The organism is Bradyrhizobium sp. Ec3.3 (assembly GCF_000472925.1).
Classification (GTDB): Bacteria; Pseudomonadota; Alphaproteobacteria; order Rhizobiales; family Xanthobacteraceae; genus Bradyrhizobium.
This window is the reverse complement of sequence record NZ_AXAS01000011.1, coordinates 197,619-209,258: the sequence shown is the minus strand read 5'-3', so window position 1 is coordinate 209,258 and position 11,640 is coordinate 197,619. Positions and strand designations below refer to the sequence as shown.

Here is an 11,640-nt window from a genome sequence, read left to right as displayed (position 1 = left end):
CATCCGGGCTTCTGTAACGGGCCCTGGTTAGTCAATCCCTTTTTGCGTCATCCACTCGCCAGGAACCTGCTTCTGTACGGGATCGGCGCTGTGGCCGTCGCCTGATGGGNTTCTAGAGAGGAGCAGGTCGGCCAATCTACGGAACGCGTGATCACATCGGGGATGCGTCGACAACCCGGATGACGGCCTGACCTGATCCATCGTCCCGGCGAAGGGACTCCGCTTCGGGAAGGCTGGTGTCCTGACCCGCCCGAAACCTTTGTTCGCTCCTCTGCTAAGCCGCGGCGGCGGTTGCCTTGGCGGCCGGATTGAAGGGCACGTTGTCCTTGAGCATGCGGAGCATGATCACGGCGAGCTTGCGTGCCAGCGCCACTTTGGCCTTGCTCATGCCGGCGCGCCTGGCGATCCGCATCGCCCAGCTCTTGAGCTGCGCACAGCCCTTGATCGGCTTGGTCAGGATGATGTGGGCGGCCTCATAGAGCGCCTCGCGCACGGAAGCGTCGCCATTTTTGCTGATGCGGCCGGAGTAGTCGGTCTCGCCTGACTGGTGCTTCTTCGGTGTCAATCCGAAGAGTGGGCCCGCTCGCTTCGACGAGGTGAAGCGGGTGGGATCATCGATGGCGCTGGCATAAGTCAGCGAAATGATCGGTCCCACGGCCGGCGTCGACATCAACAGCCGAGCCTTGGCATCCAAGAGAGACATCGCCCGGACCCGCTTCTCAAAGCCGTTGAACTCGCGCAGCAGAATCATGTGAACCGCGAGTGTTGCTGCGGCGATCGCCTCGAGGGCCGGATGGCCGGCCACCAGCTCGCCAATCCGGGTTGCAAAACTGCGCTTCGTCGTCTTGCCGACCTTCAGCCCGAAGCCACGCAAGATCCCGCGCAAGCTGTTCTCGACGTCCTGAAGCTTGGCCTGGATCAGCTTGCGCGCCGTCAACATCGCGCGGATCTCCTGTGCACTCATCGACTTACAATGCACCGGCCGGAACCAGCCGAGCCGCATCAATTGCGCGATGTTGCGGGCATCATTGCGATCCGACTTCACCGGCATCGCCTTGAAGGCGTCGCTCGCGTGGCGCGTCTCCAGAAGCTCGACCGCAAGCCCTGCCTGCTTCATCGCCGCGTAAAGCCACTGCGACAGCGGTCCTGCCTCCAGTCCGATCCTGGCAAGACCGAACCCAAGCGAACGGAACCAGTCGATCAGCGCCTCCGGTTCGCTCGCCACCTTGGCCTCCCGAACGATCTTGCCGTTCGCATCGACAACGCACATGCTGGAGCATTCCAATGACACGTCGATTCCGGCATAATAGTCCATGGTCGTCTCTCCTCGATGCTTGGAGCGAGGCTTAGGCCCTGACTCCGCTACACCATCAATGTGAGGGACGACCGCTTGCCTTTCCAACCAAGCCGCGCGACGCGCGCACCAAACAGCGCCGTAGCGAGCGCGGCTTGCGGGGCAGGAACGCCTCTCGGGAGCCCGTTACCCCATCTACGGCACCCTCACCTAGTACGCCCCGACCTCATATCCGACCGCGCGGAATCCGGTCTCTGGGGCGTAGCGGAATTCGAACGTGAATTCGGAATTCGTGTCGTGCCAGGTCAGTGCGCAGTGGCCATCAGGCAGCGACAGGAGCTTTGCGGTGTGCAGATGCTTGCGCATGGCGGGCGTGAACAGCGCGTCGTAGCGTTGCAGGAATTCGGCCTCGCTCTTGACCGGGCCGCTCTGAACGTCGTGCTTGCCTTCCGCCGACCAGTACTCGACGGGGAAGGAGATCAGCTTGACGATGCGGTTCTTGTCGTTCGCATTCGCCGCGCCTTCGAAGTCAGTCCGGAATGCCCCGAATTCCGGCCCGTTGCACGCGGGATCCTTGGCCCAACAAGGCGCCGCAAGGCCGGTAACGAACAGTGATGCGATCAGGAAGGCTTTCATAGGGGATGCTCGGCGCCAATGTGTTGGCTCCGACGCGGCAGAGTGCCTGACCGCGCCAGAGCGGCCGCCCGACACCGGGCGGCCTGTCTTGTGTCGCATCAGCGCGCCGCTGCGTTCATCCCAGATGCTTCTTGAAGAACTCCGTGGCACGGCCCCAGGCGAGCTCGGCGGCTTCGCGGTCATGCACGGCCTGCCGCTGCTCGTTGACGAAGGCGTGCTCGGCGTCATAGCGGAACAGCTCCAGCGGCTTGCCGGCGGCCTTCATGGCCTTTTCGAAACCACCGACGAGCTCCGGCGTGCACCAATCGTCCTTGTTGGCGAAATGCGCCTGGAGCGGGATCTTGACGTCGGCGGGCTTGGCGGCCTGCTCCGGCGGGATGCCGTAGAACACGACGCCGGCTGCAAGCTCCGGGATCTTGGTGGCGCCGATGATGGTCACGGCACCGCCGAGGCAAAAGCCGGTCAGGCCGACCTTGGCGCTGTTGCGCGAAAGATATTGCGCAGCGCCGCGCACGGTCTGCGTGGTGGCGTCCATGAAGTCCAGCGAGTTCATCTCGCGATTGGCCGCATCGGTGTCGTGATAGGGCACCACCTTGCCCTTGTAGAGGTCTGGCGCGAGCGCATCGAAGCCGGCGAGCGCAAAGCGGTCACACAGTCCCTTGATCTGGTCCGACAGCCCCCACCATTCCTGGATAACGACCACACCCGGCGCGTTGCCGCGCGCGGCATTGGCGAGATAGCCCGACGCATCCTGGCCGTCCGGACGCTTGAAGGTGATGACGGTGCCCATGCTTTCCTCCGACGAGTTTCAGGGGTCGTTACGGGTATTTTGGCGGGTGCGGGCACGATAGGCAATCGCTTCAAGCAACACAGTCTCGTGCCCCGGATGCAATGCAGTGCGCCGCCCTTCGCGGCGTGGTGCATTGCTGATCCGGGGCCCAGCCGTGGATACGCTGGGTCCCGGCTCTGCGCAGCAGCGTTGCACGCTGCAGCGCGTCCGGGACGCGAACGCAGCCAACAAAAAAGCCCCCTTGTGGGGGCTTTTCCATTTCTATGGCTATACGGCCTCAGTGCGCGTCGGCCCAGACCTTCTTCTTGGTGAAGTACATCAATCCCGCGAAGATGATCAGGAACACGAACACCTGGAAGCCGAGCTGCTTGCGCGCTTCCATGTGGGGCTCTGCGGCCCACATCAGGAACGTCGTGACGTCCTTGGCATATTGCGCGACCGTAGTCGGCGAGCCATCGTCATAGGTGACCTGGCCGTCGCTCAGCGGCTTCGGCATCTTGATGGCGTGGCCCGGGAAGTATTTGTTGAAGTAGGAGCCTTCCGGAATGGTCACGCCCTCCGGCACCTTGTCCTCAAAGCCCTGGAGCATCGCAGCGACGTAGTCCGGGCCCTGCTCCTGGTACTGGGTGAAGAAGTCGAAGATGAACCAAGGGAAGCCGCGCTCATAGGACCGTGCCTTGGTGATCAGCGACAGGTCGGGCGGCGCAGCACCGCCGTTCGCCGCGCGAGCCGCCTGCTCGTTCGGGAAGGGCGAGGGGAAGTAATCCGCCGGGCGGCCCGGGCGCTCGAACATCTCGCCCTGGTCGTTCGGGCCGTCCTTGACCTTATACTCGGAGGCAAAGGCCGATGCCTGCGCGACGGAATAGCCGGGTCCGCCGGCTTCCGCGAGGTTGCGGAAGGCGATGTAGGACAGGCCGTGGCAGTTGGCGCAGACCTCCTTGTAGACCTTCAAGCCGCGCTGCAACGCGCCGCGGTCAAACTTGCCGAAAGGGCCTGAAAACGACCATTTCTGCGCTGGCGGCTTGTCCGTGCCTTCGGCGGCGCGGGCATCCTGCAATGTACCGGCAAACAGCGCGCCGGCCGCGACGAGTGCGACGACGACAGAGGCCGCAACCTTTCGACCATTCGCCAGGACCGACTCGGAGATCGAGTTCGGCACCGGCCGCGGGGTCTCGATGCGGGAGAGCAGCGGCAGCACGATCAGGAAGTAGGCGAAGTAGCAGACCGTCAGGACGCGGCCGGCAATCACGTAGATGCCTTCGGGCGGCTGCGCACCGAGATAGCCGAGCAGGATGCAGACCACGACGAAGATCCAGAAGAACTGCTTGGCCAGCGGACGGTACTTCGTGGATCTGGTCTTGGCGCTGTCGAGCCAGGGCAGGAAGGCGAGCACGATGATCGCCGAGAACATCGCGATGACGCCGGCGAGCTTGTTCGGGATCGAGCGCAGGATCGCGTAGAACGGCAGGTAGTACCATTCGGGCACGATGTGCGGCGGCGTCACGCCGGGGTTCGCCGGGATGTAGTTGTCGGCGTCGCCGAGATAGTTCGGCATGTAGAAGATGAACCACGAATAGAGGAGCAGGAAGCAGGACACGCCGAAGAGGTCCTTGATCGTTGCATGCGGCGTGAACGGTACTGTGTCCTTTTCCGTCTTCGGCTCGACGCCGTCAGGATTGTTCTGGCCGGCGACGTGCAGCGCCCAGACGTGCAGGACGACGACGCCCGCGATCAGGAACGGCAGCAGGTAGTGCAGCGAGAAGAAGCGGTTCAGCGTCGGGTTGCCGACGGAATAGCCGCCCCACAAGAGCGTCACGATGCTCTCGCCGACATAGGGAAAGGCTGAGAACAGGTTGGTGATGACGGTGGCGCCCCAGAAGCTCATCTGGCCCCACGGCAGCACGTAGCCCATGAAGCCGGTCGCCATCATCAGCAGATAGATGATGACGCCGAGGATCCACAGCACTTCGCGCGGCTCCTTGTACGACCCGTAATAGAGGCCGCGGAACATGTGGACGTAGACGGCGAAGAAGAACATCGACGCGCCGACCGCATGCATATTGCGCAGCAGCCAGCCGTAATTGACGTCGCGCACGATCAGCTCGACCGACTTGAAGGCGAGATCGGCATACGGCGTGTAGTGCATCGCCAGGATGACGCCGGTCAGGATCTGGATCCCGAGCATGAAGGACAGGATGGCGCCGAAGGTCCACCAGTAGTTCAGGTTACGCGGCGTCGGATAGGCGACGAACGAGGAGTGCATAAGACCAAAGATCGGCAGGCGCCGCTCGATCCACTTCAGTGCCGGATTGCTCGGCTGGTAGTCGGATGGTCCGCTCATGATGCGATCCTGAGGAATTTTGACGCAATGGCTCAAGGCTCCGGGCTTTTCAGCCCGGATAGCTCAGCCGATCTGGATTTTGGTGTCGGAGACGAACTGATAGGGCGGCACCGGCAGGTTAGCGGGTGCGGGCCCCTGGCGGATACGCCCCGAGGAATCGTACTGCGATCCGTGACACGGGCAGAAGAAGCCGTCGTAATTGCCCTCATGCGCGATCGGGATGCAGCCGAGATGGGTGCAGATGCCGATCACGACCAGCCACTGCTCGTGCCCGGCCTTGACCCGCGCCTCGTCGGATTGCGGATCGGGCAGGCTCGCGACGTTGACTGCGCGCGCCTCTTCGATCTGCTTCTTGGTGCGGTGGCTGACGTAGATCGGCTTGCCGCGCCAGAACACCTTGATGTCCTGGCCCTCGGCGACCGGGGTCAGATCGACCTCGATCGGCGCGCCGGCGGCGATCGTCGAGGCGTCCGGATTCATCTGGGAAATGAACGGCCAGAGCGTCGCAACGCCCCCCACTGCCGCTGCTGCCCCCGTTGCAACGAAAAGGAAATCACGGCGTGTCGGATGGTCCGCCGAAGACGCTGTCGTCACGATTCCAACCCTTTCTTCTTATGCGACCGGCGGAACCGCCCCAGGGGGCGCCCAAAGGTCCCCAGAACAGGCTGCCGGCGCCCGCGGCCCCCCGCGGCGGCAGAACTTTGCTTGATCCGCGACAAAACGAGCGAAACAGCAGTCCAGAATCGTTCTATTGGCACCCTTGCCGGGCGAGCGCAAGCCCGCTATCGGCGCCGAAGCGTGCAATGCACGAATTCCGCGGCAGGCGATGTTTTATTGAGACATTTCCGGCCCGCAACCAGCCCCGTCCACGCCCATGCAGATAGCGCTTTTCCAGCCCGACATCCCCCAGAACACCGGCACGATTCTCAGGCTCTGCGCCTGTCTGGACATGGCCGCCCATATCATCGAGCCGGCAGGTTTTCCCGTCTCCGACCGCTTGTTCCGCCGGGCGGGAATGGACTATCTGGACCAGGTCAGCGTGACCCGTCACGACTCCTGGTCGAAATTTCAGGCATGGCGCACGGAACAAGGGTACCGGCTGCTGCTGTTCACGACCAAAGGCGCGACCAACTATCTTGATTTTCGCTACCAGCCGTCGGACATCCTGCTGCTCGGGCGCGAGAGCGCCGGGGTCACCGACGAGGTGGTCGCGGCCGCGGATGCGCGGCTCGTCATCCCGATCAAGCCGGGGCTGCGCTCGCTCAATGTGGCGATGACCGCGGCGATGGCTGCAGGCGAAGCGCTGCGGCAGGTCCGCAACCTCTAGGCCATTTTAAGGAGAGCATGGTGAGTTACGCGGTCAAGGAGATCTTCCTGACCCTGCAAGGTGAAGGCGCCCATGCCGGGCGCGCTTCCGTGTTCTGCCGTTTTGCCGGCTGCAACCTCTGGAGCGGCCGCGAGGCCGACCGCGCCGGTGCCACCTGCCAGTTCTGCGACACGGATTTCGTCGGCACCGATGGCACGCTGGGCGGACGCTACGCCACCGCGGAGGACCTTGCGGCGACGATCGCCGCGCAATGGACGGGAACCGGCAGTAACCGTTATGTCGTGCTGACCGGTGGCGAGCCGCTCTTGCAGGTAGACGCCCCGCTCGTCGATGCGCTACACGCGAACGGCTTCGAGATCGGGGTCGAGACCAACGGTACGATCCTCCCGCCCGATGGCCTCGACTGGATCTGTGTCAGTCCAAAAGCGGGAAGCGACCTCGTCGTGCGGCGCGGTCACGAGCTGAAGCTGGTCTATCCGCAAGCGCAGGCGCTGCCGGAAGCTTTCGAAGGCCTCGCCTTCGAGCGGTTCTCGCTGCAACCGATGGACGGACCTGAGGTGGCCGAGAACACCGCGCGCGCCATCGACTATTGCCTGCGCCACCCGCAATGGCGGCTCAGCGTGCAAACACACAAGACGCTCGGCATCAGGTAGCCTGGCATCAGACAGGATTGACGTTCACAAGATGTGGGAATTGACCAAATCATTCCGCTTCGAGGCGGCGCACTCGCTGTCGGGAACGACCTTCGGCGCGGCGAGCGAAGAGATTCACGGCCACTCCTTCCGCGCCGAGGTGAGCTTGCGCGGCACGCCGGATCCCGTGACCGGCATGGTGGTCGATCTCGGCCTCCTCCAGCGCGCGATCGAGGACGTGCGGCTGACGCTGGACCACAAGTTCCTCAACAAGATCGAGGCGCTGGGCATCCCGACGCTCGAAAATCTCTCGCGCTTCGTCTGGGAGCGCCTTGAGCATCTCGGCGGACTGACCCGCGTCAGCATCCATCGCGACAGTTGCAACGAGAGCTGCACCTATTACGGTCCGCAAGGCTAAATTCGTAGGGTGGGCAAAGCGACGCGTGCCCACCTCTTCGGCGACCGCAATGGCGGTTGCAGAAGTGGTGGGCACGGCGCAAACGCGCCTTTGCCCACCCTGCGCGACACTCCGCTTGGCTAGCGACGGGAATGCAGATGGACGTTTCGACGATTGAAGATCGCAAGACGCGTGCACGGACCTGGTTTGAGTCCCTGCGGGACGACATCTGCGCAAGCTTCGAGCGGCTCGAGGATGACGCGCCGCAGGCGCTCTATCCCGGCGCGGCCGGCCGCTTCGTGCGCACGGCCTGGCAGCGCACCGACCACACCGGCGCGCCCGGCGGCGGCGGCGTAATGTCGATGATGTACGGCCGCCTGTTCGAGAAGGTCGGTGTGCACTGCTCGACGGTGCATGGCGAGTTCGCGCCAGAGTTTCGCGCGCAGATCCCGGGCGCGGCGGACGATCCGCGGTTCTGGGCGTCGGGCATCTCGCTGATCGCGCATATGCGCAATCCGAACGTGCCCGCCGTGCACATGAACACGCGCTTCGTCGTCACGACGAAAGCCTGGTTCGGCGGCGGCGCCGATCTGACGCCCGTGCTCGACCGGCGGCGCACGCAGGAGGATGCGGACACGATCGCCTTCCACGGTGCGATGCGGGAAGCCTGCACCGGGCCGAACGGCGTCGCCGACTACGACAAGTACAAGACATGGTGCGACGAGTATTTCTATCTGCCACACCGGAAAGAAGCCCGCGGCATCGGCGGCATCTTCTACGACTGGCATGACAGCGGCGACTGGGAAGCCGATCTCGCCTTCACCCAGGACGTCGGCCGCGCCTTCCTGAAGATCTATCCGGAACTCGTGCGGCGCAATTTCGCGACCGCCTGGACGCCTGCCGATCGCGAGGAGCAGTTGGTCCGGCGCGGACGCTATGTCGAGTTCAACCTGCTCTACGACCGCGGCACCATCTTCGGGCTCAAGACCGGTGGCAATGTGGATTCGATCCTGTCCTCGCTGCCGCCGGAAGTGAAATGGCCATGACCGCGATGAAACCCCTCCCCCGCGCCATGCTGATCGACATGGATGACACCATCCTGTCGGCCTATGGTCGTCCCGAGATCGCCTGGAACACGATCGCAACCGAGTTCGCGGCCGAACTTGCACCGCTGCCGCCGGAGCAGGTCGCCGCAGCCGTGCTGACGTTTGCGCGGAATTTCTGGGCCAATGCGGAAGCCGCCTGGCGGCTCAAGCTCGGCGAGGCGCGGCGGCTGACGGTGAAGGGCGGCTTCGCGGCGCTCGCCGCAAGCGGGCACCGCGCCCTGCCCGACGATCTCGCCATTCGCCTGGCCGACCGCTTCACCACCTATCGCGAGGAGGAGATGTTCGTCTTCCCCGGCGCGCATGAGGCCATCGACCGGCTGAAGGCGCTTGGGGTCAAGCTCGCGCTGGTGACGAATGGCGCCGCCGACATGCAGCGCGCCAAGGTCGAGCGTTTCGAGTTGACCCACCGCTTCGACCACATCCAGATCGAGGGCGAGCATGGTTTCGGCAAGCCCGAGGAGCGCGCCTATCTGCACGCGATGGACACGCTCGGCGTCAGCGCCGGGGATACCTGGATGATCGGCGACAATCTGGAATGGGAAGTCGTGACACCGCAGCGCCTCGGCATCTACGCGGTCTGGATGGACGTGCATGGCGAGGGCTTGCCTGCGGGATCGCCGATCAAGCCCGACCGCATCATCCGCTCGCTGACCGAGCTGTTGCCCTGACCGGTTGGATGACGGTCCCGCGGACGGGCGGCGGCGATTTCACCGTGCCGTGATGTATGACCTAGCTCACAGTGCAAGGAGCGGCAATCGGAGATCGTATCGGCTCGGTTCCTGACCGAACACCCTTGGAGGTCACCGGTGTCCCAGGACGATGCAGCCAAGCCAGGCTCTGACGCGAAAGCGCCTCCGCCATCCGAACCGCCACTATCGTGGCTGGAGAAATTCGATCGCGGATTTACGCTCTTCAAAAGCCTCTCGCTGGTGACGATGCTGGGCAGCCTCCTCGTCGGCTCCTTCCAGTATCTGAACTCCTATCAGGATAAGGTGAGCGCCCAGGCCAAGGAAAACATGCTGGCTGCGGCGAAGACGTTCGACGATATCTCGACGAAATTCTCCCTGGTGCAGGCGCTGCAACAGCAGCTGTTCTCTGATTATTCGGCTGCGCTCGACGATCGCGCCGACGCCAACGAACGGATCCTTGCCGTCAAGAACGCTCAGGACGTTCTCAAGGTCTACGAAACGGCCCAGCTGGCGTTGTTTGAAACCGGCGATCTGCTGGCACGAAACGCAGAGATATACATCGACTGGGCTTCGAACTTCAAAGGCGATCCGGAAGTACGGCTGACCCCAAACAGTGACCCGCTCGACCAATCCCTGCTTCGCGCCTATGACTTCGATTGCGATCACCACTTGCCGCAATTCACGCCCACGAATGGCAGCGCGTCGACCACCCCTCGCATAACTGCCGAGGATGCCTGTTCGATCGATGCCCGATACAATTGGGACCCGGCATATTCGTATGTCGATGTTTGCCCGAAGAACCGGGAAAAGGCGGGAACGAACGATTCCGTCGCGATTCACTGGTTCAGCGCGAAGCATCAGGTGCTGGTGATGCACTATTGTCTCCGCAACCTGCACGAAAGACTGGCGCCGGTGCGCTACTGGGCCTCGCAACCCGAGGCGAAGTCCGCGAGCAAGGCTTCACTCCAGGTCGACCGCGACCGCCTTCAGACCGCGATCGACCTTCAAGCCAAGCGCCTCAATGCCTTTATGAGCCTCGCGACCTTCCAGATGGACGGGATTCGCGAGAGCTATCGCCCGGACAGCTTTGCCTGCCATGTGCCGGTCGTCACAACCGTGGTGGGCTTTTTCAACGATGCATGCACCCCGATCAAGACGACGCCGATCATCGTCGCCAGGCGCTGATTCGGCATCACCTTGCGATCGACCGATCGCAGCCGTCCGTGATCGCCCTGTCATGACGGCTTGCTAGCGTCGAGCCCGTGTCGATCAACACGGAGAAGAAATCCATGGAACTGAAAGCCGGCGATGTCGTGATGCTGAAATCCGGCGGCCAGCCGCTGACCGTCGTCGATGTCAAGGAGGAGGACGTGCTCTGCCTCTGGATGGGCATGGAAGGCAATCTCTTCCGGGAGACGCTGCCGCTCGCCGTGCTCGAGCACGCCGGCCCCGAAGAGGACGAAGACGACGAGGATGAAGAAGAGGACGACGAGGAAGACGACGAGGACGAGGAATAGGGGCTACGGCCTGACGAGATCAAGTTCAGTCGATCGCCTCAAGTCCACCTCTCCCCAGCGGGGAGAGGTCGGATTGCGCAGCAATCCGGGTGAGGGGCCGCAGCGCACAGTGAGACCGTAACCCCTCACCCGGATCGCACCTTTCGATGCGATCCGACCTCTCCCTTCGGGAGAGGTGATCTGAGTCCTCGGCTCACTACCGATTCAACCAAACGCCATCCCGTTTTGGCCAAGCCTGATCGCGGTCCAGGAAAACGCTACCTGGACCGCGACATTCCGAAAACGCGATCAGATCGGGGGCGGCCTCCGACTTTCGCCCGGTGCCAACAAAATCCCGAAAACAAGCCCATGCAAAGTAGCCGGCGACGGTCGATTTGACGCCCTGCGGACGACGTGACGCTTTGCGGATTTTACGAAATCACTTGACGCGTCGGGCAAATCAGGGGCAAGATGCCATCATTGCGAAATTTGGGATGACCGACCCCAATCTCGTCATGCCTTGGGCGACGAGCTGCTTCAACGCGGCCGAGATCATCACGAGCCCGCCCGTGATCACCGCGACGTCGAGGATCGCGGCGTGGATGTGCACCGGCATCCGCTCGACAAAGGCCTTTGCCAGGAACGCTCCCGGCACCGCCATCCCGCCGATCAGAAGCGCGAACGCCAGCACCTGCGCGGTCACAGCGCCAGCGAGGCCGAACACCGAGATCTTGATGAGGCCGGTGCCGAGCACGTAGGAACTGGATGTCGCAGATGGACCCAGAAGCCGACATTCATTGTCTCAGTTCGACGCGGCTCCAATGGCTGCTGTGGTCCTGATCGTCGAAGGCTAAGGTCCGAAGCCGGTGGTTCCACGCCTCGGGTGCCCCGCTCGCAGTCAATCGGGGCCGGATGGGCTCCTTGGTCCGCGA

The 11,640-nt window shown here is 63.3% G+C and carries 12 protein-coding genes and 1 pseudogene; 7 read left to right on the top strand and 6 right to left on the bottom strand.

Annotated features, from left to right (window positions below):
* Window positions 1–274: 274 nt before the first annotated feature.
* From YUU_RS0113470 to petA, 5 genes are all read right to left on the bottom strand, one after another.
* Window positions 275–1,315 carry an IS110 family transposase gene (locus YUU_RS0113470; RefSeq protein WP_027522839.1) on the bottom strand — a complete coding sequence of 347 codons (1,041 nt, stop codon included), beginning with the start codon at window positions 1,313–1,315 and terminating at the stop codon, window positions 275–277.
* 189 nt (window positions 1,316–1,504) lie between these two features.
* Window positions 1,505–1,930: a hypothetical protein gene (locus YUU_RS0113465; RefSeq protein ID WP_027522838.1), complete on the bottom strand. Its 426-nt coding sequence runs from the start codon at window positions 1,928–1,930 to the stop codon at window positions 1,505–1,507.
* A gap of 115 nt (window positions 1,931–2,045) precedes the next feature.
* Window positions 2,046–2,720, bottom strand: coding sequence for a dienelactone hydrolase family protein (locus YUU_RS0113460; protein ID WP_027522837.1), 675 nt, complete (start codon window positions 2,718–2,720; stop codon window positions 2,046–2,048).
* A gap of 277 nt (window positions 2,721–2,997) precedes the next feature.
* Entirely contained in the window at window positions 2,998–5,061 is a 2,064-nt protein-coding gene (gene fbcH / locus YUU_RS0113455) for a cytochrome b/c1 (RefSeq protein WP_027522836.1), read from the bottom strand.
* A gap of 63 nt (window positions 5,062–5,124) precedes the next feature.
* Window positions 5,125–5,655: a ubiquinol-cytochrome c reductase iron-sulfur subunit gene (petA, locus tag YUU_RS0113450; RefSeq protein ID WP_027522835.1), complete on the bottom strand. Its 531-nt coding sequence runs from the start codon at window positions 5,653–5,655 to the stop codon at window positions 5,125–5,127.
* Between the two features lie 280 nt (window positions 5,656–5,935).
* Here petA and YUU_RS0113445 point away from each other — a divergent pair, with 280 nt between their 5' ends.
* The 7 genes from YUU_RS0113445 (at window position 5,936) to YUU_RS0113415 (ending at window position 10,729) form a co-directional block, all read left to right on the top strand.
* Window positions 5,936–6,388 carry a tRNA (cytidine(34)-2'-O)-methyltransferase gene (locus YUU_RS0113445; protein WP_027522834.1) on the top strand — a complete coding sequence of 151 codons (453 nt, stop codon included), beginning with the start codon at window positions 5,936–5,938 and terminating at the stop codon, window positions 6,386–6,388.
* Window positions 6,389–6,408: 20 nt separating this feature from the next.
* Window positions 6,409–7,041 carry a 7-carboxy-7-deazaguanine synthase gene (gene queE / locus YUU_RS0113440; protein WP_027522833.1) on the top strand — a complete coding sequence of 211 codons (633 nt, stop codon included), beginning with the start codon at window positions 6,409–6,411 and terminating at the stop codon, window positions 7,039–7,041.
* Window positions 7,042–7,072: 31 nt separating this feature from the next.
* Complete coding sequence (locus tag YUU_RS0113435) at window positions 7,073–7,438, top strand: 6-carboxytetrahydropterin synthase (RefSeq protein ID WP_027522832.1); 366 nt, start codon at window positions 7,073–7,075, stop codon at window positions 7,436–7,438.
* A 137-nt stretch (window positions 7,439–7,575) separates the two neighbouring features.
* Window positions 7,576–8,463 carry an oxygen-dependent coproporphyrinogen oxidase gene (gene hemF, locus YUU_RS0113430; protein WP_027522831.1) on the top strand — a complete coding sequence of 296 codons (888 nt, stop codon included), beginning with the start codon at window positions 7,576–7,578 and terminating at the stop codon, window positions 8,461–8,463.
* Entirely contained in the window at window positions 8,454–9,191 is a 738-nt protein-coding gene (locus tag YUU_RS0113425) for an HAD family hydrolase (protein WP_027522830.1), read from the top strand. Before hemF ends, YUU_RS0113425 begins: the two co-directional genes overlap by 10 nt.
* Before the next feature lie 261 nt (window positions 9,192–9,452).
* Entirely contained in the window at window positions 9,453–10,397 is a 945-nt protein-coding gene (locus tag YUU_RS0113420; protein ID WP_156944273.1) for a hypothetical protein, read from the top strand.
* 104 nt (window positions 10,398–10,501) lie between these two features.
* Window positions 10,502–10,729: a YodC family protein gene (locus YUU_RS0113415; protein ID WP_027522828.1), complete on the top strand. Its 228-nt coding sequence runs from the start codon at window positions 10,502–10,504 to the stop codon at window positions 10,727–10,729.
* A 439-nt stretch (window positions 10,730–11,168) separates the two neighbouring features.
* Here the strand turns inward: YUU_RS0113415 and YUU_RS50860 are convergent.
* A pseudogene (locus YUU_RS50860) lies at window positions 11,169–11,462 on the bottom strand (hypothetical protein); the annotation flags it as partial.
* Window positions 11,463–11,640 lie beyond the last annotated feature (178 nt).